Genomic DNA, 26,013 nt, shown 5'->3' with positions numbered 1-26,013 from the left:
TTCCGGAAGAATGCAAAAAAAAGATAACTAATATGATATATGAAATGTATCTCCGGAATGTGCAGACCGTTAATCAGACAATGAAAGGAATAGAATGGAAACAATCAGATTTGAAGATTTAGAGTTAGATGCAAAGATCATGCGTGCGATCACCGATATGGGGTTCGAGGCGGCTTCTCCGATTCAGGGACAGGCGATTCCGCTGGAACTGCAGGGACTGGATATCATCGGACAGGCACAGACCGGTACCGGTAAGACGGCTGCGTTTGGTATTCCGCTGTTACAGAAGATCGATCCGAAGAATAAGAAGCCGCAGGCGATCATTCTCTGTCCGACCCGTGAACTTGCCATCCAGGTATCTGAGGAGATCCGCCGCCTGGCAAAATACATGCACGGTGTCAAGGTTCTGCCGATCTACGGCGGACAGGAGATCGGACGTCAGATCCGTTCCCTCAAGGATGGTGTGCAGGTTATCATCGGTACGCCGGGGCGTGTGATGGATCACATGCGCCGCAAAACCGTCAAGATGGATCAGATCCACACGGTTGTTCTCGACGAGGCGGACGAGATGCTGAACATGGGCTTTTTAGAGGATATGGAAACCATCTTAAGCGCACTGCCGGAGGAGAGACAGACGCTGATGTTCTCAGCGACGATGCCGCAGGCGATTCAGCGGATCGCGGCGAACTTCCAGAAAGATCCGCAGATTGTGCGCGTGGTCAAGAAAGAGCTGACCGTTCCGAAGGTAACCCAGTATTATTATGAAGTAAAACCGAAGAACAAGCTGGAGGTTATGTGCCGTCTGCTGGATCTCTATGATCCGAAGCTCTCTGTGGTATTTTGCAACACGAAAAAGCAGGTCGATGAGCTGGTACAGGGCTTACAGGGACGCGGCTATTTTGCAGAAGGGCTTCACGGCGATTTGAAACAGGAGCAGCGTGACCGTGTCATGCGTGCATTCCGTACCGGACGGACGGACATTCTGGTGGCAACGGATGTGGCAGCCCGCGGTATCGACGTCGATGATGTCGAGGCGGTATTCAACTATGATGTACCGCAGGATGACGAGTATTATGTACATCGCATCGGACGTACCGGCCGTGCCGGACGCGAGGGCAAGGCGTTTAATCTCGTAGTTGGCAAAGAGGTTTACAAGCTGCGCGAGATCCAGCGCTACTGCAAGACCCGCATCATTCCGCAGGCGATTCCGTCTCTGGACGATGTGACCTCCATTAAGGCAGATAAGATTCTTGACCAGGTGGGCGAGGTGCTGCAGGACAGCGATCTGAGCAAGGTGATCGATATTGTAGAAAAACGTGTGCTGGAAGAGGACTACACGACGCTCGATCTGGCAGCAGCGCTGCTCAAAATGATGATGGGCGAAGAGGGCGAGGAGCTCTTAGAGGAGAACCGCCCGCTGCGTGAGCTGGAGGATCTCGAGGATGAGAGCCGCCGCAGCCGTGGTGGAAGAAACGGCAGAGGAAGCCGTGGCAGAAATGAGGACGTAGCGCGTCTCTTCATCAACATCGGAAAGAACCAGGGCATCCGTCCGGGCGATATCCTCGGTGCGATCGCCGGAGAATCCGGCATGCCGGGACGTATGGTCGGAAGTATCGATATGTTCGATAATTACACATTCGTCGAGGTGCCGAGAGAGCATGCGGACGTTGTACTGCAGGCGATGCGCGGTGCGAAGATCAAGGGCAAGAACGTGCATATGGAGAAGGCGAACCGGAAGTAAAGAGCATATTGAAATTATATTTGGCATATGCTATAATGCCATTAGGCGAAAAGACAAAAGTGTTCAAAGTGGCACAAAAACAAATCCCTCAGGTGCGGGCACACCTGAGGGATTTTATTCCATTTGGGCGAGGTGGCTTAAGCCTCTGGCTGACTACCTAACGATGTCCGTCCAACCACTTGCATATGTAATAGGCGATTACACTTGCCACGACGGACACAAGAAAAGACAGAAATATATTCAAAATGGCACACCCCCCTTTCTGCACCTGTCTAGGGGTGGTAGCTGTATTAGTATATCATAAAGATAAAATTATAAAAAGTCATCTTTGAGATGTTTTGTTTGTCTCAAAGATGACTTTTTATCTTAATAACTTTAAAATTTGCTCTTACAGCTCCGCTGTAATAAAAATATCATAAATCGCTTTCACAGCCGCCTCGAAATCTGCGTTCTTCACGCCGATGATGATGTTGAGTTCACTGGAACCCTGGTCGATCATCTTGACGTTGATGCGGGCGTGTGCCAGGGCGGAGAAGATACGTCCGGCAGTGCCGCGGGTGGACTTCATGCCGCGTCCTACGACGGCGATGAGTGCTAAATCGGACTCAAGCTCGATGGAATCCGGCTGTACCGCGCGGTGGATGTTGGAGATAACGAACTGCTCATGCTGTTCGAATTCGGACTGGTGTACGAAGATGGTCATCGTATCGATTCCGGACGGCATATGCTCGAAGGAAATACCGCAGTCCTCGAAGACACCCAGAACTTTTCTCCCAAACCCAATTTCGGAGTTCATCATCGCTTTCTCGATGGTGACAGAGCAGAAACCAGTCTTTCCGGCGATACCGGTGATGGTGTATTTCGGCTTCCGGCAGGTATTCTCGACGATGAGTGTACCCGGATCCTCCGGCTTGTTGGTGTTGCGGATGTTGATCGGGATGCCCTCGCGGCGTACCGGGAAGATGGCATCCTCATGAAGGACGCTGGCACCCATGTAAGCCAGTTCACGCAGTTCTTTGTAGGTGATGGTCTCGATCGGAACCGGATTTTCCACGATGCGCGGGTCGGTTACCAGGAAACCGGATACATCGGTCCAGTTCTCGTAGAGGTCTGCGTGAATCGCGCGGGCTACGATGGAGCCAGTGATATCCGAACCACCGCGGGAGAAGGTGTGGATCGTGCCGTCCGGATTGGACCCGTAGAAGCCTGGGATAACGGCGCGCTCAGTGTGCGCGAGGCGTTCGGACAGCTCTTCATTGGTTTTCTCGGACAGGAATGTACCATTCTCGTCAAAGAAGATTACCTCGGCTGCATCGATGAACTCATAGCCCAGGTAATGGGACATGATGATACCGTTTAAATACTCACCGCGGGAAGCTGCGTAATCGCTGCCTTTTTTTGCGATAAAGTTTTCCTCGATGGTCTTGAACTCATAATCGAGGTTTAAATTCAACTCCAGGCCGTCGATGATCTGCTCATAGCGCTCTTTGATGGCGGAGAGAAGCTTGCCGTAGCTTGCGCCGGTGGAAGCTGCCTCGTAGCAGGCATAGAGCATATCGGTTACTTTGGTGTCATTTTTGTTGCGTTTGCCCGGAGCAGACGGTACAACGTAGCGTCTGGATTTATCAGCACGGATAATATCTCCGACTTTTTTGAACTGTTTTGCGCTGGCGAGGGAACTTCCGCCAAACTTTACTACTTTCTTCATGATGTTCTTTGTTCCTTCCTAAAGTAAATATTGGGTTAATTCAGTTTCTGGATCTTCGGAAAATACTGGAACAGTACCTTGGCAACCAGTTTGTCGCGCTTGACGTATTTGTGCGTCCAGCGGCGGGCGTCGTTGGAATAGTTCCGGTTGTCGCCCAGCATGAAATAGCAGCCATCCGGCACTTCGTAGTGCTGCGGTTCCTCCGGTTCCATCGGTTCATGCAGATACGGCTCGTCGAGCGGTGTATCGGAACCATTTAAGTATACCTTGCCGTCCACGATGTCGATCGTGTCGCCCGGCATACCGATGATACGTTTGACATAGTACGTTTTGATGCCTTTCGCTTCATCATCCGGATAAATGAAAATGGCGATGTCACCCCGCTGCGGATCTCCGAATTTGTAGCTTAACCGTGAGCCGATGACGCGGTCGCCAGCCATGATGGTCGTTTCCATCGAGCTGGTCGGGACTTCGCTGTTGGCGATGATGAAATGGTTGACGCAGAATGCGATAATAGCGGCGGCAACCAGGACTTGAATCCAGCTTATGACCTCGTCCCTGAGATTGAAGCCTTCCTTGCGGCTCTTGCCCTTCTTGGATTTTTCGGCATTTCCGGTACCTGAAGCGTTGTCGTTCTCTTCGGGCGTATCTTCCGAATCGTGTTCCGAAGAGTTCTGGCCCGGCTGGTTGATGCCGATTTTTCCGGCGCGGAGTTCATCGAGCATCTCATCCAGTTCCTGATCGGAACGCCCGGAGAAATGGCTTCGGGACGAAATATGGTCTCTATCTTGATCTTCCATATATATCTCCTCTCTCTGCTGTTGCTGTCTGTGTGACGTTATCTTATGGCACTTTCAGTTCCAAAGGTGTCTGCTACGGCAGTAACGTTTGTGCAACGCATGAGCAGTAATAGGCTACTGTAATATGGTAACCTTCTGCCATAATAGTGTATATGAGATGCCTTGATTTATCAAGTTTTTTCACGAAATTTCGGGAAAATTCATAAATGTTTTGAAGTGTATGATTGTATTATTGGGCGCGGGATGCTAAAATGAAGCTAAAACCAAAAACCACAAAGGAACGCAAGGGGGCGTATGTATGGATAAAACATTATACGATCTGATGGACTGGGCTGGAATTGAAGAAATTGTCTATTCGGAAGCGGCAAACCCGCACCGGATGCTGGGAGCCCATATGACGCCGGAGGGAATGCTGGTACAGGCGTTTATTCCGACGGCGCGCGATATTACGGTCAAACTTTCGGCAACCGGCAAGCAGTACCAGATGGAGATGGCGGACGAGACTGGCTTTTTTGCGGCGCTGATTCCGCGCAAGACTCTGGCGGATTATACCCTCCTTGTGTTTTATGATAATGGTACGTTAAGTGAGATACACGATCCGTATTCCTTTGCACCGCAGTTTACGGAATCGGATTTGAAGAAATTCGAGGCGGGCGTCCACTACAGCATTTATAATAAGATGGGCGCGCATCCGATGACGGTCAAAGGTGTGAGCGGCGTCTATTTTGCAGTCTGGGCGCCGGAAGCGATGCGCGTGAGTGTTGTCGGTGATTTCAACCTGTGGGATGGCAGACGCAGCCAGATGCGGCGGTTGGGAGATTCGGGCGTGTTTGAGATTTTTATCCCGGAGCTAAAAAAGGGAGCTGTTTATAAATATGAAATTAAGTTCAAGAACGGTGACCCGGCGCTGAAGGCGGATCCGTATGCGAACTATGCGGAACTTAGACCGAACACGGCATCCATCGTCTGGGATCTGGACGAGTATAAATGGAACGATCAGGACTGGATGAAGAAACGGGCGGCGCTCGACACGAAGACGGCGCCGATGTCGATCTATGAGGTACATCTCGGTTCCTGGATGCGAAAACAGATCGAGGTGGATAAGAGAGGACGCGAGATTGTCGGATCGGAGTTTTACAATTACCGTGAGATCGCGGTCAAGCTGGCGGAATATGTGAAGGAAATGGGGTATACCCATGTGGAACTTCTGCCGGTCATGGAACATCCGCTGGATGCTTCGTGGGGCTATCAGGTGACAGGATATTACGCACCGACCAGCCGCTTCGGCACACCGGATGATTTCATGTATTTTATGGATTATCTGCACAGACAGGGAATCGGCGTTATCCTTGACTGGGTTCCGGCACATTTCCCGCGTGATGCATGGGGCATGGCGCAGTTTGACGGAAGCTGCCTCTATGAGCACAAGGATCCGAGACAGGGGGCGCATCCGCACTGGGGTACGCTGATCTACAACTACGGCAGACCGGGGGTTTCAAACTTCCTGATTGCGAATGCGATGTTCTGGGCGGACCGCTATCACGCGGACGGCATCCGGTTTGATGCGGTGGCGTCGATGCTGTATCTGGATTATGGCAAGAATCCGGGTGAATGGATTGCCAATATGTACGGCGGTCATGAGAATCTGGAGGCGGTCGAGTTTTTAAAGCATCTGAACTCTGTCTTCAGGGGACGCAAGGATGGTGCGATTCTGATTGCCGAGGAATCGACGGCATGGCCGAAGGTTACCGGCGACGTGAAGAACGGCGGTCTTGGATTTGATTATAAATGGAACATGGGCTGGATGAACGATTTCCTGGGCTATATGGAGCAGGATCCATATTTCCGGTGCCACCACTACAATGAACTGACCTTCAGCATGATTTACGCCTATAGTGAAAATTTCGTCCTCGTTTTCTCACATGACGAGGTGGTTCACGGAAAAGGTTCCCTGGTCAATAAGATGCCGGGACAGACGTTTGAGGACAAGTTTGCGAACCTGCGGGCGGCATACGGTTTTATGATGGGACATCCGGGCAAGAAACTCCTCTTCATGGGACAGGATTTCGCCCAGATGGATGAGTGGAATGAGAATGCATCGATCGAGTGGGAACTGCTGCAGTACCCGATCCACAGCCAGATGAAGGAGTATGTGAAGGAGTTAAATCACCTTTATACCAGCCATCCGGCACTCTATCAGAAAGATTATCAGACGGAGGGCTTCGAGTGGATCAACTGCATGGATGCAGCGGACAATATCATTGCATTTCTCCGGCGCGGCGCGGATGAGACACTGCTCTTTGTCTGCAACTTTGCCCCGCAGTTGCATGAGAAGCTGACGGTCGGCGTACCGTTTAAGGGAAAATACAAAGAGATTTTCAACAGCGATGCGGAGAAGTTCGGCGGAAGCGGAAAGGTCAATCCGCGTATGAAGTCCTCGAAGGTAGAGGAATGTGATGGAAAGGAAAATTCCATCACGATCCAGCTGGCGCCGCTTGGCATCAGCGTCTTCAGCTGCACGCCGACGGAGCCGGAGAAGAAAGAAAAACCGGCGAAGACGAAAAAGACGACCCACAGCACTAAGAGTGTAAAAGAAAAGGCTGAAACCGATCTCCAGAGCATGATGGCGGATGCAGCGGCGGCATTCAATGGAAAAGCCGGGGGGACAGCTGCTGCGGCAGCAGAACGCTTGGCGGGTATTTCAGATAAGCTGGCAGAGGCGAAGGCGGGGCTTTCCTCCAAGATTATCAGTCTGTCCTCGATTGCGAGACGACAGGCGGGATTGGAAGAAGGTCTGGATAAAAAGGTGGGAAAAGAGTAAGTACAGGAAGGAATGAAATAGATGGCAACAGCGGCAGAGCTGACAGGCGAGGAGATCGCGGCGGTAGCAGAGTCACTATCGGATCCGGCAAATTTGAACGTGGATACGATGGCTGCGATCATGCACCGGATTGGCCCGGGGCTTATGGCATTGGGACAGAAGGTACTGGTGGCGCTCATCATTTTCCTGATTGGACGTAAGGTCATTTCGATGATCGAGAAGATGCTGTCCCGCTCGATGGAGCATGCCGGTATGGATGTGGGGGTGACTCGTTTCCTGCGGGCGCTGACCCAGTTTGTGATGAATGTATTCCTGCTTTTTATGATTGCAGGGCAGCTTGGCATGGACAGCGCCTCGATTGTGGCGGTTCTTGGCGCGGCAGGTCTTGCGCTGAGTTTGGCGCTCCAGCAGAGTCTTGGAAACTTTGCGGGCGGACTCTTGATTTTAATTATGAAACCGTTCCGGGTGGGGGATTATATCATTTCCCCGTCCGGGGAGGGAAGGGTTTCGATGGTCGGGCTGGTTTACACGACTATCCTGACAACCGATAATAAAGCAATTACCATCCGAATGGCACCCTTTCAAACTCAACCGTGACCAACGTGACGGCGATGGACAAGCGGATGCTGGAACTCAAGGTCGGTATCGCCTATGAGGCAGATATCCGGACGGCAAAGGCAGTGTTAGAGCGCGTTTACAGGGAACATCCGATGGTGAAGAAGGACGAGGACATCAAGGTATTTGTGGACAGCCTGGGCGACAGCAGCGTGGTTCTTGGTATCCGGGGCTGGGTAGAGACGTCCGATTACTGGCAGACGAGATGGGACATTCTGGAACGGATCAAGCTGTCATTTGACGAGGCGGGCATCGAAATTCCATACAACAAGATGGATGTACATTTGAAACAGTAGCAATCGTTTAAACAGTATAAGCAATATAGACAGAGGAACAACCATGATTGACAGAGCGGCAAAATTCGCAGAACAGGCGCATAAGGGCGCACATCGGAAGGGAACCAGAATTCCGTATATCGTTCATCCGCTGGAGACGGCGCTGATTGCGTCGATGCTGACGAACGATGAGGAGATACTGGCAGCGGCACTTCTGCATGATACGATCGAGGACACGGGTGTGACCTACGAGGATTTGAAACAGGAGTTTGGCACCCGGGTTGCAGATCTGGTCTTGGCGGAGAGCGAGGATAAGTCCAAAACCTGGATTGAGCGCAAGGGGCACACGCTGGAACATTTGAAAACAGCGAGTCCGGCGGAGAAGATCCTGACGATGGCGGACAAGCTGAGCAATATCCGCAGCATGGCGCGTGACTATCTGTTGGTCGGGGAGGAGCTCTGGCAGCGGTTTAATATGAAGGACAGAGAGAAACAGGCGTGGTATTACACGTCGATGATAGACCTTTTAAAGGACTTGAATGAGACACCGGAATATCAGGAATATGTGCGTCTCTGCGGCAAGGTATTTGGCGGGATCGCAGGGTGTTGTAGTTTACAAAATATATGAACGGCAGCATAAAAACAACATAGGATGACAATGAGAAACTGCAGCAGCCAGTCAGAAAGAATGGCTGTCGGAGAAGAGAAGGATGATAGGTTCTGAGATTTTGCGGAAACGGAAAGGTCATTCAGTTCAGTAAAAGGGGAAGAGACATGATTTTAAAAGATATTTGGATGGATGTAAAAGCGGTTCAGGAGCGAGATCCGGCTGCGAGAAATGCATTGGAGGTACTACTTTTATATCAGGGCGTACATGCCTGATCTGGCACCGGGTGGCGCACTGGTTTTATGAGCACCATATGTTTTTCATTGCGCGCCTGATTTCACAGGTGGCACGTTTCTTTACATTGATTGAGATTCATCCGGGTGCGCAGCTCGGACACGGTATTCTGATTGACCACGGCTGCGGCGTTGTCATCGGTGAGACGGCGGTGGTTGGCGACAACTGTACGATTTACCAGGGTGTGACGCTGGGCGGTGTCGGAACACAGAAGGGTAAACGTCATCCGACGCTGGGAAATAATGTGACGGTCGGTTCCGGCGCAAAGATTCTCGGTTCTTTCGAGGTCGGTGATAACTGTTCCGTAGCGGCAAATGCGGTTCTGCTCCGCCCGCTCGAGGAAAATACCACGGCTGTCGGCATTCCGGCGCGTCCGGTCAAGAAGGACGGCGTGGCGCTGCCGAAGAAGCAGAAGATGATCATCGGCGAGGACGATCAGCGTATTTTAGAGCAGATCGACGCGCTCCGGAAAGAGCTTCAGGAACTTAGAGAAGAGTCGGCAAACCTGCGGAAGGAACTGGAGGCAGTGCGGGCAGGACAGGAGAAAGCCTGACACAAAATTATTCATAACACCCCTTTCGGCTGCATAAATTTCTTTGAGAGAAATGCGTGCGGTTTGGAAAGGGGCGTTTTTTATGATAGAGCTGATCAAAAAAGAGATACATATGAACCGGCAGAGGGGGACGGCGGTGTCGCAGCTGACGCTGGATGATGATTTTATTGTGCCGGATGCGCTGGATGATGCGGTGCAGATACTGCTGTCAGACGGGGAGGTTCAGATAGAAAATTCACGGATTCAGGGAGAAAAGGTGCTGATCCGGGGAAAGCTTGTGTTCCGGGTGCTGTACCGCCGGGAGTCGGGCGGGCTGCAGGCGATGGGCGGGGAGATCCCATTTGAGGAAACGGTCAATGTGCCGGAGCTTTCGGAGCGCGACTATACGCAGATCGTATGGAATATCGAAGATTTGAATATTACCATGATTCATTCGCGCAAGCTGAGCGCCAAAGCGGTGCTGACGCTTACGGTGCGGGCGGAAAGCCGCGTCGATGCGCAGGCTGCCGCGGACGTCGAGACGGATGATGCGGGGCTGCAAGTCCTGAAGAGAAGCGTTCCGGCAGCGACGCTTGCAGTGCGGCGCAAAGATATCTACCGGGTCCGGGAGGAAGTAAGCGTATCGGCAAATAAGCCGAATATTGAGACGATTCTCTGGCAGGAGATGCGTCTTCGGGATGTTTCGGTGCGCCCGTTGGATGGAAAACTGCATCTGGACGGTGAATTGTCGGTGTTCCTGATTTACAGCGGCGAGGGCGAGCACACGCCGGTTCAGTGGTTGGAGGAGAGTATTCCGTTTTCCGGTGAAGTGGAACTCTCGGAGGCGGTGGAGGAGATGATCCCGGCGGTCGGGGTCCGGATTCTTCATGCAGAGGCGGGCAAAAAGCCGGACAGCGATGGGGAGATGCGCGAAGTGGAAGTGGAGGCGGTGCTGGAGCTGGACATCCGCCTTTATAAAGAAGAATCAGTGGAACTTTTAAGCGATCTCTATTCGACCGGCTGCGAGGTCGTGAGCGAGCAGGGGGAGGTGTGCTTTGACCGGCTTTTGACGCGCAACAGCTGCAAAATGCGGGTGGGCGGAAGTGTTTCTTTTCAGAAACCGGAGCGAATTCTGCAGATTTGCCACAGCAGTGGGATTGTCCGGCTGGATGAGAGCCGCCCGTCAGAAAACGGTCTGGCGATCGAGGGAGTGTTGGAAGTCAGTCTCCTGTATCTGACGGATGATGACGCGGCGCCGGTCGGGGCAATTTCTGAGGTTCTGCCATTTTCCGGCACGGTCGAGGCGGAGGGGATCCGGGAAGACTGCGTCTGGCAGTTGAATCTGGGGCTGGAACAGCTCGGCGCGGTGATGCTGGGCGGCGGTGAGGCGGAGGTCAAGGCGCAGCTCACGGTGGAACTGCTTGTATTCCAGCCGATGCAGGAAGAGGTGGTTACATCCGTGCAGACACAGCCGTTCGATTTAAAGCGCTGGGAGCAGCAGCCAGGAATTGTGGGTTATATTGTGCAGCCGGGGGATTCTCTGTGGAAAATTGCAAAAAAATTCCACACGACGGTGGATCAGGTGCGGGAAATGAATGAAATCGACGGGGAGGAAGCCGGTGCAGGGGCGCGGCTGCTTCTGATCAAAGAGGTAACGGCGGGTAACTGTTCATAGGTAGGAATTTTAGAGAGAAAAAATCGTTTCTGTTCACGGGTGGGCACTTTTGGGGCCGAAAGTGCCGTAAGAAAACGTGGTGGCAGCAGGAATTTGCCGTATTGAAATTCGAAGCCACGGCAAATTCCGTTACTGGACACGTATGCGTGTACAGTAACAAAAAATCCAGCCGGAATGGTTGCATTTGGGGGAAAACTTTATATACTATTATTGTAACGGTTCAATATCTTTACAGTTACAAGCAAAAATCCATGCAGATTTGACTTTGACAAAGGATTTTTGCCTTGTAAGCTAGGAAAACGCATCCGGCCGGTGCTTGATGATAGATCCGGGGAAGGAGTTTCCCGAACCGGGCGGTGCCCGTGCATTGCAAGGCGCGGCGCCGTTTACATAGGGCGTCCGGATGCGTTTTCCTGTGTACTGAGAAATTTTTGTCGGGAGTGCGAACCATAAAGGCAGGACGAGACATGAATTATACATATCTTTTGCGCTGCGCGGACGGAACCTTGTACTGCGGGTGGACGAACCATCTGGCAGCGCGGGTGGCGGCGCACAATGCCGGGAAAGGTGCAAAATACACGAAAACCCGCCGTCCGGTAGTGCTGGCATACTATGAAGAATATGCGACGCGCAGCGAGGCGATGCGCCGGGAGGCAGCGATCAAGAAACTGACCAAAAAGGAAAAAGAGGCGATGGCAGCGCTGGGGCGGACGGAGCTTCCGGTGGATGACGAGACGTAGATATATCGTGCCGGGGCAGATTATGTACGAAGAATTGGTACAAACAATAGCGGTAAAGGCAAGAAACAGCAGTAGAAATTGGTAACTGTTCAGTAGGTCTGCACATTTACTGTGCTGACCGTACGAAAACATGGGCCAGCAGGCAAAAATCCCATTGCCGTAGGCAATTTTTAATGGATTTTTGCGCGTGACTGTGAAGGTACTGAACAGTTACAGAAATTGAAAGATAGAGAGAAAACAGGAGCAGATAGGTACAGTGAGAAAAAGTAGAAGAAACAAAGGATGTATAGTGATGGCAACAGCCTTTCTGGCAGCGCTACTTGGCGGCTGTTCGTTCTATCGAAGGAGGCAGACGCGACGGAGGTTTCCAGCGAGGCGGAAACGGAAAGTCCGGGTGCCACACAGGAGTCGGAGACTGAGACAACTGAGACAGAGGAGACACAGGAGAGCCATGAGGCTGCCGAAGACGAAGGAAGCGGGGAAGAGGAAACCGAGGACCATTTCGTGGAAAAGAAGATCGTGGTGGCAACGGATATGCACTATTTTGCCGAGAAACTGGCAGGAAACCGCTGTGATTCCTTTGTCGGAATGGCGAGGGGCGGAGACGGGCGCGTGCTGGAGTACGGCTGGGAGGTCATGGACGCCTTTCTCGATGATATGAAGGAGGAAGATCCAGACCTCCTGATTCTGAGCGGAGATCTGACGCTGGACGGAGAGAAAGCGAGCCATGAGGAATTGGCAGAACTTCTGGAAGGACTCAGCGAGGCGGGAATTGAGGTCGCGGTTATACCTGGAAACCACGATATCAATAACCCGGATGCCCGCCGCTATACGGCGGATGGAACGGAAAAGGTGGAGTCCATCACAGCGGACGAGTTCCGGGATATCTATGCTGATTTTGGCTATGTAGCGGCGGACAGCCGGGATCCGGCATCGCTGAGTTATCTTTATAAGATAGACAGTGCAAACTGGTTGCTGATGCTGGATTCCTGTCAGTATGAACCGAAAAATGAGGTCGGCGGCATGATCCGCCGGGAAACGTATGAGTGGATGGAGCCGATTCTGGAAGAGGCGGAGCGGGAAGGCGCCCGCGTGATATCCGTCAGCCATCATAACCTGCTGGATGAGAGCGGAGTGAGCCGGGCCTTTTATGACAACTGTACGATCGAGCACAACGAGGAACTGGTGCGGATGCTGTCGGATCATGGCGTGCGCCTGCACTTGAGCGGACATCTGCATATCCAGCATTATAAGGAAGACGAGGACACGGGCATCTATGAGGTTGTGACGGGTTCCATGGTGATGGCTCCGTGCCATTACGGGATTGTCCGCATCTGGAACGACGGGACCTACCAGTATGATGCGAAACCTGTCGATGTGGACGGCTGGGCGATACGCCACTCGTACCACAACCGAGATCTGGCAGATTTTACGGCTTATTCGGAGTCGATCCTGCGTCGGGCGGCAATCCGCGATGCAATTCGGGATCTGAATCGCCATATCGAGGATCGCCATGCATTTTTTACGGACGAGAAGAAACAGGAAATGGCTTCGTACTACGCGGATCTGTGCGTGAATTATTATGAGGACGGATGTATCAGATCGAGGAAGCCGCAAAGGAAAATCCGGTGCTAGAAGATTGGAACAAGATCGGCTATGTCAGCGAACTGAGCGATTTTCTGCAGAATATCCTGGAGGACGAGGCGAAGGACTACGGGCATCTGAAGATTCCGAGCGTACATTAAATAAAAATGGAGGTACCAGGAGGCATGGGAGAGACAAAAAAACAGCGTTCGCCGCTGACAACGCTCTGCTACATTGAAAAAGACGATTCATATCTGATGCTGCACCGCATCAAGAAGAAACAGGATGTGAATGAAGGAAAATGGATTGGCGTCGGCGGACATTTTGAGGAGAATGAAAGCCCGGAGAACTGCCTGTTGCGCGAAGTGAAGGAGGAGACAGGGCTGACTCTGACTTCCTGGCGCTTCCGCGGAATCGTGACGTTTATCGCGAAAGGCTGGCCGACGGAATATATGTGCCTGTACACGGCGGATGGATTTGAGGGAACGCTTCGCGAATGTGACGAGGGCGAGCTTGCCTGGGTGGCGAAAAAGGATGTATCGGCTCTGCGGCTCTGGGACGGCGATCGGATCTTTTTGAAGCTTCTGATTGAAAGGGATACGTTTTTTTCATTGAAATTGTCATATGATGGGGACGAGCTGATAGAAACTGAGCTGGACGGGGTAAAAATTACATACAAATAAGCACGCAACTGCGGGTTGGTTGGGGAACGAGGGTTCTGCAGTGCGTGCTCATGAGGAATAATCAATATATGGGAACCGATTTTGGGGAAAATCGGGGTGGTTGGCTATGCCAGAAAGATAAGAAGATGAATTATTTTCTCTTGTTCCTTATCTTTAACTTGATTATATATCATTCATCGTATATAATCAAATATAAATAAGAAGATAATTATTATAAATTTTTTGTTATAGAATCATAAGTGGACAAAAGTGCCGGAAACCCTGTAGATAAAGGGAAAAGAATGGAACGGAATGAGAATGTTCACGGGCGGGAAGTTTCGGGATGAAATATCCCGCAGGATGCAGCGATGAGAAAAAGCAGGGTACATAGGAGGAAACATGTTCGACGGAAAAGAGTATGTATACGCGGTCTACGAGGAAAAGAGTTTTTCGAAGGCGGCGCAGAAACTGTATATTACGCAGCCGGCGTTAAGCACGGCGATCAAGAAGGTGGAGAAAAAGATAGGAACTCCGATTTTTGACCGGAGCACCTCTCCGATCGGACTGACGCCGGGCGGTGAAGTTTATATCGACGCGATCGAAAAGCTGTTTGCGCTGGAACAGAACACGCTCAATCAACTGAATAACTTAAATGGGCTTCTGGCGGGCAAGCTGTCGGTTGGCGGAACGATCTTTTTTACCTCGTTTGTACTTCCGGGCGTGTTGAGCGAGTTTTCCCATCGGTATCCGCAGATCAAGATTGATCTGCAGGAGGGCACGACCACACAGCTGACCGATAAGCTGGTTGCCGAGGAACTGGATCTTCTGATCGATAACTCGGAACTGGATGACAAAAATTATGAAAAGTATTATTATAGCACGGAGAGAATTATTCTGGCTGTTCCGAAGAGTTTTCCGATCAATGAGGAGCTGACCCAGTATCAGCTTACCGCGGAAGATATCCGGGCAGGACGCCACAGTCAGGCGGAGTTCCCGGTACTGCCGCTGCCGCTCTTAAAGAGTACTCCGTTTATCTTCGTTAAAGAGGAAAACAGTATTTACAAGCGCAGCATGAAGATGTGCAGCCGCCAGAATTATTCGCCGAATATTATCATGAAACCGGACCAGGTTGTCTCTGCGTTCAACATGGCAGGACGGGGCGTGGGCGCGACCTTCATCCCGGATGGCCTGATCGTCAATCTTCCATATGAAGTGCCGCTGTGCTTTTACAAGATGAATGAAGAGCTGGCGGTCCGTTACGTTTATTTGTACAAGAAGAGAAATAAGTACCTCACGAAAGCGATGGAGGAGTTTATCCGCGTGGCAGTCGGCGACGAGGCGTTCCAGAAGGTACGGGAGCAACGGGAGAAAGAGAATCAGGAGAAGAAAGGTTCGGATAAGAAGGGGGATAAATAATGCGAAGAGGAGAACGTGCGATTGAGTCGAAAGACGGGCAGAAAGCCATTTTGGAACACTGCCGGGTGTGTAGTCTCGCCTTTTCTGGGGATGAATACCCGTATGTGATCCCGTTAAATTATGGTTTTGTGTGGAACGAAGACCAGGAGACGCCGGTGCTGTATTTCCACGGCGCTCCGGTGGGAACGAAGATTGAGCATATGGAGCGCGACAACCGGGTGGCATTCTGTGTGCAGAATGAAAAAGAGATAAAGATTCTGGAACCGGCATGCAGAAGCACGATGATTTATGAGAGTGTCTGCGGGACTGGACGGTTATCCCGTGTGGCTGATCCTGGGGAGAAAGGAGAGGCACTGACAAGGATCATGCAGCAGTATGACCCGGAGGGCGGACCGTATGAGTTTGCTCCGGAGGTAGCGGCGAGAACCACCGTCCTCTGCCTGCGTGTGGAAACTCTGACAGGTAAGAGCAATGCGCCGAAACCGGAGCAGCCATGAAACAGTTAAGACAGATGTCGATTCTGGTGCGGGGGACACAGCTTCTGCTGCTGGTCCTCGCACTTTTTCTGGTTGTATGGCTGGTGCCGGATGCAGGGAAAAAGCATGCATCCGGGACGGAAGCTTCGGAAGCTGAGACAGATGGCGGCGATGTGGCGGAGAATGAAAAAAATAGAGCCGCCGGGAATCTGGAGGAGGATGAATCATCCGCCGGGGAAGTGATACAGGATGATGCAGATGAGAACGCTTCGGATGGAGAAACGGCTTTAAAGCGCCGGACTTCCCGGAAACAGCTGTATAAAAGAAAAAAAGAGCCCCAGAAGGCACAGGAAGAGACAGTTTATATGCCGCCGACCATCTGGCTGGCGACGGATCTTCACTATCAGTCCCCGCAGATGACAGATTTCCAGTCGGCGTTTGATACCTATACGATGGGAAATGATGGGACGATCGTGCCGTATCTGGATGAGATCACGGAGGCATTTCTGGAGGAGGTGCGGACGGCGCATCCATCGGCACTGGTTTTGAGCGGAGATCTCTCCCAGAATGGTGAGAAAGCAAACCATGAAGCGCTTGCAGAGAAGCTAGAGCGGGTGCAGGCAGCGGGAATTCCGGTGCTGGTGATTCCGGGCAACCATGATATTAACCATCCGTGGGCGGCAACGTATTTTGATGATCAGGTATCCCCGGCAGAGGGAACAAGTTCGGAAGAGTTTTACCAGATTTACCATAAGTTTGGCTATGATCAGGCGGTGTCCCGGGCTTCGGATTCGCTGAGTTATGTTTACCGCCTGGATGAAAAATATTGGCTGATGATGCTGGACAGCTGCATGTGTGAACCGGTCCATGAGACGGGCGGAAAGCTAAGCGAAGAGACGGTTGCGTGGATGAAAATGCAGCTGGAGGAGGCGAAAAAACAGGGTGTGACGGTCATTCCGGTTTCACACCACAATCTGCTGGATGAGAGTACACTCTATCCGGAGGAATGCACGATTGAAAATACGAAAGAAGTGACCGCGCTTCTGGAAGCATATGGAGTTCCGGTGTATTTGAGCGGGCATCTGCATTTGCAGAGAATCAAGAAGCATACGTCAAATCTGAACACACCGGGCGGATATGGAATCCGGGAGATAGTGACTTCCCCGCTTCCAATGGCGCCGTGCCAGTACAGTATCCTAAAATGGCAGGCGGATGGCAGTCTGTCCTACCATACAAAAAAGGTAGACATAGCAGGCTGGGCGCAGCGCTACGGGGAAGAAGACGAGAATCTTCTCAATTTTGATGCTTATGCGGATCAGTTTCTGGTAGATGTGATTTCGGAACAGGCGTTTAAGGCGCTGCAGTCGGCATCAAAGGATATCAAAGAAGAGATGGCAAGGCTCTATGCCGATATGAACCGTGATTATTGTTCGGGCACGAAGATTGATGTGGCAAAGATCAGAAAAAGCGAGGCATATCAGTACTGGATCCGTTACAGCGGCAATGATTTCTGGCTGGCAAGGCTGCAGGCGATCCTGCACGATGCCCGGACGAACAACACGGTGCTGGAGCTGAAAGCGGGCGTGGATTTCCCGCTGCCGGGGGAGACGATAGAAAACCCGGAGAATGCAGAAAATGGGGAAACTGCCGGAGCAGATGCGGGCAGTCCGGCAGAGGAGATACAGAAAAAGGAGGAATCATATGGACTACGAGGGAATTGTATACAGACCGCCGAGTGAGGCGCGCAGCCTGATCATTCAGGTGACGATCGGATGTGCACACAACACCTGCGGCTTTTGCAATATGTATAAAGAAAAGAAGTTCCGGATCCGGAGCCTGGCGGAGATTCTGGCAGATTTGACGGAGGTTTCGCACAATCCGTATGCGCCGTATATCGAGAAGGTATTTTTGGCGGACGGCGATGCGCTGGTTATGAAAACAGAGGATCTTCTGGTGATTCTGGATGCGATCCACCGCCTGTATCCGGGTGTGAAGCGGGTGGCTTCCTACGGAACGGCACAGGATATTTTGCGGAAATCGGAAGAAGAGCTGATCCGCCTGCGCGAGGCGGGACTCGGAATCGTCTATGTGGGCGCGGAATCCGGCGACAATGAGATTTTAAAATATATCAATAAAGGCGTGACGGCGGAACAGACCATTGAGGCAGGGCAGAAGCTGAAACGCTGCGGCATCGCGACCTCAGTGACGCTGATTTCGGGGCTTGGCGGACGCAGCAAGGTGGAGGAACATGCCTTGTCCTGTGCGAAGCTCATCACGGCGATGAACCCGGAGTACGCATCCTTCCTGACGCTGCGCCTGTACGAGGGCACGCCGATGTATGCAGATGTCGTGGAAGGGCGGTTCCAGCGGATAACTCCGGATGAAATTGTGGATGAAATGGAAATTTTCCTGAAAAATGTGGATTCTCCGGGCACTGTATTCCGGACGAACCATGCGTCGAACTACGTGATTCTGGCGGGAACCTTAAACGGGGATATCCCGGCCATGCTTAAAAAACTGGAGGAGGCAAAGAGAACGCATCATTACCGGAAATTCCGGGAGACCGGCGATCTCTTATAAGTAGGTATGATTTATCTGATTTTTGCGATTCTTTTCAGCGCGTCCCTGGCGCTGGCGCTGCGGATCAGTGAGACGTTCAGCGATAACCGGTATGGGATTTTGGTTGGAAATTATGTGACCTGCCTGGTGGTGGCGTTTGTTCTGCTTCCAGATAAAAATATCTTTGCGGCAGGCAGCCGGACGGCGGTTCTCACGGGAATCGTGAATGGATTTTTGTTTACAGGAAATCTGGTTCTAATGCAGAAATGCATCCGTGAAAATGGGGCAGTTCTGTCGTCGGCATTTGCGAAGCTTGGTATCGTGATTCCGGTCACGGCGAGTATCCTGTTTTTAGGTGAGATCCCAACGCTGTTCCAGCTGGTGGGGATCGTGCTGGTTATTGTGGCGATCTGGGTCATCAACAGCGAGGGGGACCGCGGCTGCGGACGCAGACGGAGGATGGGTTCGGCGGGACTTCTGCTCGTTTTATTTGTCGTCAGCGGTATGGCAGACGGGATGTCCAAGGTAACGGAGCGGATCGGCGAGAGACGGTTTGATGCGCTGTTTCTGTTCTATACGTTCCTGACCGCACTGGTTCTGACTGTGGTTCTGGCATTTCTCGAGCAGCAGAGAACCCGCCGCAAGATTGGAAAGATGGACTTTTTGAGTGGTGTGGCAGTCGGATTTCCAAACTATTTTTCAACCTCGCTGCTGCTGGCGAGTGTGTCGAGACTGCCGGCGTTTATCGTGTATCCGAGCTTTAGTGTCGGCACGATCCTGGTGGTCAGCTTTGTGAGCGTGCTGGTGCTCGGGGATCCAATCAGCCGGAGACAGATTGGGGGATGCGGGATTATTTTGGTGGCGTTGGCGCTGCTGAATCTTTAGGATTTTCCGTTTCGGATGCTGCGCTCATAATAAAAGATATACTGCTGCATTACCCCTGCGTATCCTTTATAGCTTCCAAAAAAATCCTGGATAATAGTAGTGTACAGGCGGCTTTTTGGAAGGCGGCGGTAGCGGATGGGGTGTTTGGGAAGGTATTCTTTGGTCAGGATCTGTTCAATCCAGGTATCGACGGGGAAGGCGTCGATGTGGTGGAGTCCGAAGAGGCAGACGCAGTTGGCGACCTTGGGACCGATGCCATAGAGGCTGGTAAGTGCGGTCATGGCTTCGTCCGGCGGCAGGGCTGCGAGGGATTCTAAGGATACGGTTCCGGCGAGGACATCCTGGATGAGGCGGTGGATGTATTTGGCGCGGTAGCCGAGTTTTAAGGTTAATAGGTCGTCCAGGCTGGCAGATGCCAGTTCTTCGGGCGAGGGAAAAGAATAGTAGGTGCGGATGGAACCGTCGGACAGGGCGGCGGTTCTCTTCGCACCGTATTTTTTTGCCAGGGCTTCGACGGCTTCGCGGATCTTTGGGATGGTTTTCTGCTGGGAGATCAGGAAGGTGATCATCATTTCCCAGAGATCCTGACGGAGAATCCGGATGCCGGAACCGGCGTCTGCCGCCGCCGCGAGGTAGGCATCGTCTGCGCGGATGGAGGCGATGAAAGAGCCGTAATCGGTGCCGAGATCGAAGTATTGTTTCCAGAAAGGAAGCGCTTCGTCCGGGCAGTCGAAGAAGAAACCGTCCGGCGTCCCGGAAATTTCCAGATAGTGCGTCCCGCTGATGAGTGACCAGCTCCCCGGTTTTTCCGGAACCGGAAGCATACGGAAACATTGACCAGAGGCGGCGATCTGGGCGAGGTTCAGGTTCCGGCAGGAGATGATGTGGGAGTTGGGGAAAGTGTGTGTTTCGATTGCAGGCAGGTTTGTTGTATGTGTGTTCATGGCAGGGCATCCTCTTTTTTAAAAATATTTTTGCTTATATCAATGGAATATCAAGTTATAAAACCTTGAATCATAAAGTATCAAATCATGTAATTCTTATGAAACGTATCATAGCATAGAAGACCTTTGCCTGCAAACGGTTACCTTTTATCAGAAAGGAATTGGTTACTGTACACGCATACGTGCCCAGTAACGGAATTTGCCGTGGCTTCGCATTTCAATACGGCAAATTCCTGCTGCCACCACGTTTTCTTACGGCACTTTCGGTTCCAAAAGTGCCTACCCGTGAACAGAAACGCATCAGAATTGCATTAGAGCGTAAAAAAATCTTGCGAAAGACGCGCTACTTAGGTATGATGTATATATGTGCGCACTCGCGCGAAGAGGAATCATGTCGCAAGCGACCGCGCTCGGCGCGAGAATGTGCCAGAGCACATTCTTTGTTCTATGGCAGGAGGGGAGACGGATGTTTTTTATCGGTGGCATCAGTTCCGGCGTGAAGCCGCTGGAGTACCTGAAAACAGTGATCTGCGGGCGCTGCGGCGCTTATGGGCGGTATCAGGTGTACATGACCTATATGTATTTTAGTTTCTTTTTTATCCCGATTTTTAAATGGAACCGGCGCTTTTTCGTAGAAATGTCGTGCTGCGGTGCGGTCTATGAGCTGGATCCGGAGGTGGGAAAGAGGCTGCTTCGGGGCGAGGAGGTCGAGATCACGGAAAGAGATCTGACACTTCGGCAGGATGGAAATGGAAATCCGTGGACGGGAAGTGATGCATTACACCGTCATAAGGTCTGTCCGTCCTGTGGATTTGAGACGGATGAGGATTTTTCGTACTGTCCAAAGTGCGGCAAACCGCTGTAAGGCGGGGAAATACAGACGGATACCGCTAAAAGAGTGATGGCGGCTGTGGAAGCACGGGACGGTTACAAAAATTTGATACAGCGCAGATTTTGGCGCAAAAAAGAAAGAGAGGCAGACAATATGTTAGAAGCTGGTATCAAGGGAAGACAGGAAGTTATGGTTACGGATGAAAATTCCGCAGCAGCAGTGGGAAGCGGTCTGTTACCGGTGTTTGCAACTCCGGCGATGGTTGCACTGATGGAGAAAACCGCGTGGATGAGCGTGGCTCCGTACTTAAACGACGGTGAGGGAACCGTTGGTACAAAGCTGGAAATTGCCCATAATGCAGCGACCCCAGTCGGCATGCAGGTTTGGTGCGAGAGTGAGCTGGTAGAAGTAGACGGCAGACGTCTCGTATTTAAGGTAGAGGCATTTGATGCGAAAGGTTCCATCGGCGGCGGCACACATGAGCGTTTCATCATCAAAAATGAGAAATTCTTAGCAAAAGCACAGAGCAAGAAAGAAAACTAAAGGTTGCGAAGAGAGCACAGCCGGCTGAAAGCGCTGCGAGTATCGTATGCGGGATACTTTTGGCTGGCTGTTGTTTCGTGTAATAGGAAATTCCTTGAAATTTCCTATTACACAAAAAGGCACTAACGTGCCAATGATGCGCACTCGCGCGAAGCAGAAACATGTCGCAAGCGACTGCGCTCGGCGCGAGAATGTGCCAAGGCACATTCTTTTTCATTATAGAAGGGAATTAATTCGTTTGAAAATCACATATATTCATCACAGCTCGTTTTCAGTTGAGCTTGAAAATGCCGTGATTCTGTTTGATTATTTTAAGGGAACTCTCCCGGAGTTTCCGGCAGGGAAGCCCCTCTTTATCTTTGCGAGCCATTTCCATGCCGATCATTATGCTCCGGTAATCTTTCAGCTGGGAGAGAAACGGGAAAATGTTTTTTATATTCTCTCAAAAGAGATTGGGAAAAAGATACCGGAGGAATATCGTAAACGATATAAAGACAGGATACGGCTGGTAAAGGCAGGAGAAAGATTTTGCCTGAATATTTCTGAAGAAAGCCTTATCGTCGAGACGTTCCATTCCACTGACGAAGGCGTCGCCTTCTGGCTCTCCTGCGAAGGAAAGGAGATTTATCACGCCGGTGACTTAAATAACTGGTGGTGGGAAGGCGAAGATATGGCATGGAACCGGAATATGGCGGCTTCTTATAAACAGGAGATGAAAAAGCTTTCCGGGCGCACGGCGGATCTGGCATTTATCCCGGTCGATCCGAGACAGGAGCAGTGGTTTTATCTGGGCGCTGCCGGTTTTATGGAGCAGGCGGACACAAAATGGATTTTCCCGATGCATTTCTGGGAAGATTATACGATTATACCAAAATTAATCGAACATCCATCCAGTGAAGGCTGGCGGGATCGGATTGTAGAGATTCACAAGGAAGGAGAGGAGTTTATCCGATGAAATTTACATTTGCACACAACAATTTCAATGTCATCGATCTGGACAAGTCACTGAAATTTTATGAGGAAGCACTGGGACTTAAGGAGGTACGCCGCAAGGAGGCGGCAGACGGAAGCTTTATACTCGTTTATCTGGGCGACGCCACGACCGGCTACCAGCTGGAGCTGACCTGGCTGCGCGACTGGGAGAAGGACTCCTACAACCTGGGCGACAATGAGTTCCATCTGGCATTTGAGACGGAAGACATGGAGGCGGCACATGTCAAACATAAGGAAATGGGATGCATCTGTTTTGAAAATCCGGCGATGGGTATTTATTTCATTAACGATCCGGATGGATATTGGCTGGAGATCGTGCCGGCAAAGAGGAGTTAAGGGCTGAGTTTGTCTGAAAAAATGTTTTGACGTGACTGTGAAAGTACTGAACAGTTACGTTTTAACATATGAGTTAAAAAGGGGTTAGAATGGTAAAAATAATTAAAAACGGCAGAGTCATCGATCCGGAGAGCAGATTCGACGGAAGGGCAGATTTGTGGATTGAAAATGGGAAAATCCAGAAAATCGTGAAAAAAGATACAAAAGCAGAATCAGATGCGGCATCTGACGCACCGTCCATCCCGCAGATGCCGAGGTGCTGGACGCAGAAGGCTGATCGTTGCGCCGGGACTGGTGGACGTCCACGTGCATTTCCGCGATCCGGGTCTGACCTACAAGGAGGACATCGAGACGGGCGCGGCGGCTGCGAAGGCGGGCGGCTTTACGACGGTGGTTTGTATGGCAAACACGAAACCGGTTGCCGACACGCCGGAGATTGTCCGGTATATTCTGGAAAAGGGCGCGAAAACGGGAATCCATGTGGAAACCTGCGCGGCAGTCTCGAAGGGATTTCAGGGAAAAGAACTGACCGATATGGACGCCCTCAAAGAGGCGGGTGCGATCGGATTTACGGATGACGGAATCCCGCTGATGAGCGAAAAATTGGTCAAAGAGGCGATGGAGACGGCGAAAAGCCTCAATGTGCCGCTCAGCTTCCATGAGGAGGATCCGGCATTTATTTTCAACAACGGCATCAACCGCGGTCCGGTGTCCGAGCAGCTGGGAATCGGCGGTTCCCCGGCGCTGGCGGAGGATTCGATGGTGGCGCGCGACTGCATGATCGCGCTTCACACGGGCGCAGATGTGGATATCCAGCACATCAGTTCCCGCAATGCAGTGCAGATGGTCGGCTTGGCGAAAAAGCTGGGCGCGCATGTCTGGGCGGAGGTGACACCGCATCATTTTACACTGGACGAGACGGCGGTTCTGGAGTACGGAACACTGGCGAAAATGAATCCGCCGCTGCGGAGTGCCGCGGATCGCGAGGCGTTGATTGAGGCAATCAAGGACGGCACGATTGATATGATTGCGACGGATCATGCACCGCACAGCGCCGAGGAGAAGGCAAAACCGCTGACCGAGGCGCCGAGCGGCATCATCGGGCTGGAAACCTCCCTGCCATTGGCAGTTACCAGGCTGGTAAAAGCTGGTCACATTGATTATCTGACTCTGTTTGAGAAAATGTGCCTGAATCCGGCGAAGCTGTACCGGATGAAGGAGGCGGGACGCATCCGCGAGGGCGGCGCGGCGGATCTGGTTCTTTTTGACGACCAGACACCATATACCGTAGAAAAATTCCATTCCAAGGCCTCCAACTCCCCGTTTGCGGGAGCGAAGCTCTATGGAAAGGTTCACTATACCATCTGCAGCGGTGAGACAGTATATCGGGCAGAATGGGAGGAAATGAAGCGATGAAGACAATGTTAAAACGCGGCGCAGGCGTGCTGATGCCGATTTTCAGCCTGCCGTCGCCGTATGGAATCGGTACGTTCGGACGGGCGGCGTATGAGTTTATTGATCAGTTAAAACGCGGACGCCAGACGTACTGGCAGGTGCTTCCGATGGGACCGACCTGCTACGGGGACAGCCCGTACCAGTCCTACTCTGCATTTGCGGGAAATCCGTATTTTATTGATCTGGATACGCTGAAAGACGAGAAACTTCTGACCCAGGATGAGATAGACGCCTGCTGGTGGTGCGACAAGCAGGATCAGGTCAAATATGACGCGCTGTATTATTACCGTTTTCCGCTTCTGCGCAAGGCGTATGAGCGGAGCAGCCATAAGGAAAGTGTGGAATATCAGGCATTTCTGGAAGAAAATGAAGAATGGCTGGACGACTATGCGCTCTACATGGCAGTCAAGGGTAAATATGAAGGAAAAGGCTGGATGGACTGGGACAAGGACATCCGGTTCCGCCGTCCGGAGGCGCTTTCGGCATGCCGCGAAGAGCTGGCAGAAGAAATAAATTACTGGAAGTTCCTACAGTTTAAGTTTTTTGAACAGTGGAAAAAATTAAAACAGTATGCAAAAGAAAAAGAACTTCAGCTCGTCGGCGATATTCCAATTTACGTGGCGCTCGACAGCGCGGATGTCTGGAGCCACCCGGAGCTGTTCCAGCTCGACGAGGAAAATCTGACGCCACTCAAGGTATCGGGTGTGCCGCCGGATGCATTTTCAGAGGATGGACAGCTCTGGGGCAACCCGCTTTACGACTGGGAGAAAATGGAACAAACCGATTTCGCCTGGTGGCGAAGCCGGATGAAAGCGTCCGCGAAGCTCTACGATGCGGTGCGGATCGACCATTTCATCGGCGTGGTGCAGTATTATGCAATCCCGTATGGCGCTGTGACTGCGAAAGACGGCGAGTGGGAGAAGGGTCCGGGCAAAAAGCTGACCGACGCACTTGACGAGGCGGCAGGCGAGACGAAGATCATCGCGGAGGATCTGGGTGTCTTCTGTCAGGAGGTCAAGGATCTGCTGGCAGAGACGGGCTATCCGGGCATGAAGATCATTGAGTTTGCGTTCAGTGGCGACCGTTTCAACGAGCATCTGCCGCACTGCTATGACCCGAACTCCGTAGTCTACGGTGGAACGCACGACAATGAGACGCTGGCGGGGTATTTCAAACCGGAAAAACGTCAGTGGTGGGAACTTCAGTACATTGCCGATTACCTCGGTGCAGCACACCAGAGTGAGGTGGTAGACCGCGTGTTCCGCGCGGCATACGGTTCAGTCGCGAGCGTTGCCATTTTCCAGATGCAGGATGTGTTGAAACTCGATAACTGGGCGCGCATGAATACGCCGGGAACCCTCGGGGAAAACTGGCGCTGGCGTCTGGTTCCGGGGCAGTTTACGGATGAGCGGGCAGATTATTTGTCCTGGCTGGTGGATACGTTCGGAAGATTTTAGTTTTTGGCGGATGGGAATAAAAACCCGTAAAATGCTTGCAAATTCGGGAAAAACCTGTAAAAT

The 26,013-nt window shown here is 51.7% G+C and carries 22 protein-coding genes and 2 pseudogenes; 21 read left to right on the top strand and 3 right to left on the bottom strand.

The window, feature by feature from the left end; all coding sequences use genetic code 11:
• Window positions 1-94: 94 nt before the first annotated feature.
• Window positions 95-1,741, top strand: a complete 1,647-nt coding sequence (locus tag DWZ16_RS02650) for a DEAD/DEAH box helicase (RefSeq protein ID WP_117796518.1) — start codon at window positions 95-97, stop codon at window positions 1,739-1,741.
• 388 nt (window positions 1,742-2,129) lie between these two features.
• Here the strand turns inward: DWZ16_RS02650 and DWZ16_RS02640 are convergent, their stop codons facing one another.
• Together DWZ16_RS02640 and lepB are read right to left on the bottom strand one after the other, a co-directional pair.
• A complete protein-coding gene (locus DWZ16_RS02640; protein ID WP_107000817.1) occupies window positions 2,130-3,449 on the bottom strand; it encodes an aspartate kinase in 1,320 nt (439 codons plus the stop codon).
• A 35-nt stretch (window positions 3,450-3,484) separates the two neighbouring features.
• Window positions 3,485-3,997 (bottom strand): signal peptidase I, encoded by a 513-nt coding sequence (gene lepB, locus DWZ16_RS02635; protein ID WP_227589452.1) that lies wholly within the window; start codon window positions 3,995-3,997, stop codon window positions 3,485-3,487.
• A gap of 550 nt (window positions 3,998-4,547) precedes the next feature.
• Here lepB and glgB point away from each other — a divergent pair.
• The 14 genes and pseudogenes from glgB (at window position 4,548) to DWZ16_RS02570 (ending at window position 19,390) form a co-directional block, all read left to right on the top strand.
• A complete protein-coding gene (gene glgB / locus DWZ16_RS02630) occupies window positions 4,548-7,070 on the top strand; it encodes a 1,4-alpha-glucan branching protein GlgB (RefSeq protein ID WP_243021900.1) in 2,523 nt (840 codons plus the stop codon).
• Window positions 7,071-7,091: 21 nt separating this feature from the next.
• On the top strand, window positions 7,092-7,667 hold the full coding sequence (locus DWZ16_RS16490; RefSeq protein ID WP_347475078.1) for a mechanosensitive ion channel family protein: 576 nt from the start codon (window positions 7,092-7,094) through the stop codon (window positions 7,665-7,667).
• Window positions 7,664-7,981: a hypothetical protein gene (locus DWZ16_RS16485; RefSeq protein WP_412694217.1), complete on the top strand. Its 318-nt coding sequence runs from the start codon at window positions 7,664-7,666 to the stop codon at window positions 7,979-7,981. The genes DWZ16_RS16490 and DWZ16_RS16485 overlap by 4 nt, the downstream gene beginning before the upstream one ends.
• Window positions 7,982-8,024: 43 nt before the next feature.
• On the top strand, window positions 8,025-8,588 hold the full coding sequence (locus DWZ16_RS02620; RefSeq protein WP_118522233.1) for an HD domain-containing protein: 564 nt from the start codon (window positions 8,025-8,027) through the stop codon (window positions 8,586-8,588).
• A gap of 146 nt (window positions 8,589-8,734) precedes the next feature.
• Window positions 8,735-9,414, top strand: a pseudogene (gene cysE / locus DWZ16_RS02615) (serine O-acetyltransferase).
• An 82-nt stretch (window positions 9,415-9,496) separates the two neighbouring features.
• Window positions 9,497-11,068 (top strand): DUF3794 and LysM peptidoglycan-binding domain-containing protein, encoded by a 1,572-nt coding sequence (locus DWZ16_RS02610; protein ID WP_118522232.1) that lies wholly within the window; start codon window positions 9,497-9,499, stop codon window positions 11,066-11,068.
• Between the two features lie 467 nt (window positions 11,069-11,535).
• Window positions 11,536-11,808: a GIY-YIG nuclease family protein gene (locus DWZ16_RS02605; protein WP_022359457.1), complete on the top strand. Its 273-nt coding sequence runs from the start codon at window positions 11,536-11,538 to the stop codon at window positions 11,806-11,808.
• 282 nt (window positions 11,809-12,090) lie between these two features.
• A pseudogene (locus DWZ16_RS02600) lies at window positions 12,091-13,553 on the top strand (metallophosphoesterase).
• 24 nt (window positions 13,554-13,577) lie between these two features.
• Window positions 13,578-14,075, top strand: coding sequence for an NUDIX hydrolase (locus DWZ16_RS02595; RefSeq protein WP_107000811.1), 498 nt, complete (start codon window positions 13,578-13,580; stop codon window positions 14,073-14,075).
• Between the two features lie 378 nt (window positions 14,076-14,453).
• Entirely contained in the window at window positions 14,454-15,470 is a 1,017-nt protein-coding gene (locus DWZ16_RS02590) for a LysR family transcriptional regulator (RefSeq protein WP_022359453.1), read from the top strand.
• Window positions 15,470-15,967 (top strand): pyridoxamine 5'-phosphate oxidase family protein, encoded by a 498-nt coding sequence (locus tag DWZ16_RS02585; protein WP_022359452.1) that lies wholly within the window; start codon window positions 15,470-15,472, stop codon window positions 15,965-15,967. The genes DWZ16_RS02590 and DWZ16_RS02585 overlap by 1 nt, the downstream gene beginning before the upstream one ends.
• Window positions 15,964-17,685 (top strand): metallophosphoesterase, encoded by a 1,722-nt coding sequence (locus DWZ16_RS02580; RefSeq protein WP_118522231.1) that lies wholly within the window; start codon window positions 15,964-15,966, stop codon window positions 17,683-17,685. The genes DWZ16_RS02585 and DWZ16_RS02580 overlap by 4 nt, the downstream gene beginning before the upstream one ends.
• Entirely contained in the window at window positions 17,648-18,526 is an 879-nt protein-coding gene (locus tag DWZ16_RS02575) for a radical SAM protein (RefSeq protein ID WP_117796508.1), read from the top strand. Before DWZ16_RS02580 ends, DWZ16_RS02575 begins: the two co-directional genes overlap by 38 nt.
• Window positions 18,527-18,532: 6 nt before the next feature.
• Window positions 18,533-19,390 carry an EamA family transporter gene (locus DWZ16_RS02570; RefSeq protein ID WP_022359449.1) on the top strand — a complete coding sequence of 286 codons (858 nt, stop codon included), beginning with the start codon at window positions 18,533-18,535 and terminating at the stop codon, window positions 19,388-19,390.
• On the opposite strand, the gene DWZ16_RS02565 is transcribed toward DWZ16_RS02570, so the two are convergent.
• Window positions 19,387-20,334, bottom strand: a complete 948-nt coding sequence (locus DWZ16_RS02565) for a DNA-3-methyladenine glycosylase family protein (RefSeq protein ID WP_118522230.1) — start codon at window positions 20,332-20,334, stop codon at window positions 19,387-19,389. The genes DWZ16_RS02570 and DWZ16_RS02565 overlap by 4 nt on opposite strands.
• A 391-nt stretch (window positions 20,335-20,725) precedes the next feature.
• On the opposite strand from DWZ16_RS02565, the gene DWZ16_RS02560 reads away from it, so the two are divergent.
• The 6 genes from DWZ16_RS02560 (at window position 20,726) to malQ (ending at window position 25,950) form a co-directional block, all read left to right on the top strand.
• Window positions 20,726-21,199, top strand: coding sequence for a zinc ribbon domain-containing protein (locus tag DWZ16_RS02560; protein ID WP_333489790.1), 474 nt, complete (start codon window positions 20,726-20,728; stop codon window positions 21,197-21,199).
• A 120-nt stretch (window positions 21,200-21,319) separates the two neighbouring features.
• The gene (locus tag DWZ16_RS02555) at window positions 21,320-21,709 is read left to right on the top strand and encodes a thioesterase family protein (protein WP_022360593.1); all 390 of its coding nucleotides are present in this window, start codon (window positions 21,320-21,322) and stop codon (window positions 21,707-21,709) included.
• Window positions 21,710-21,947: 238 nt separating this feature from the next.
• Entirely contained in the window at window positions 21,948-22,664 is a 717-nt protein-coding gene (locus DWZ16_RS02550; RefSeq protein ID WP_118522228.1) for an MBL fold metallo-hydrolase, read from the top strand.
• Complete coding sequence (locus DWZ16_RS02545) at window positions 22,661-23,038, top strand: VOC family protein (protein WP_118522227.1); 378 nt, start codon at window positions 22,661-22,663, stop codon at window positions 23,036-23,038. Before DWZ16_RS02550 ends, DWZ16_RS02545 begins: the two co-directional genes overlap by 4 nt.
• A gap of 216 nt (window positions 23,039-23,254) precedes the next feature.
• The gene (locus tag DWZ16_RS02540; protein ID WP_243021897.1) at window positions 23,255-24,454 is read left to right on the top strand and encodes a dihydroorotase; all 1,200 of its coding nucleotides are present in this window, start codon (window positions 23,255-23,257) and stop codon (window positions 24,452-24,454) included.
• On the top strand, window positions 24,451-25,950 hold the full coding sequence (gene malQ / locus DWZ16_RS02535; RefSeq protein WP_118522226.1) for a 4-alpha-glucanotransferase: 1,500 nt from the start codon (window positions 24,451-24,453) through the stop codon (window positions 25,948-25,950). Before DWZ16_RS02540 ends, malQ begins: the two co-directional genes overlap by 4 nt.
• Window positions 25,951-26,013: the final 63 nt, after the last annotated feature.

This window comes from Clostridium sp. AF29-8BH (assembly GCF_003478145.1).
In the GTDB taxonomy this organism is placed as follows: domain Bacteria; phylum Bacillota; class Clostridia; order Lachnospirales; family Lachnospiraceae; genus Otoolea; species Otoolea fessa.
The sequence above is the reverse complement of the archived record's forward strand: the minus strand, read 5'-3'. Positions and strand labels throughout refer to the sequence as shown.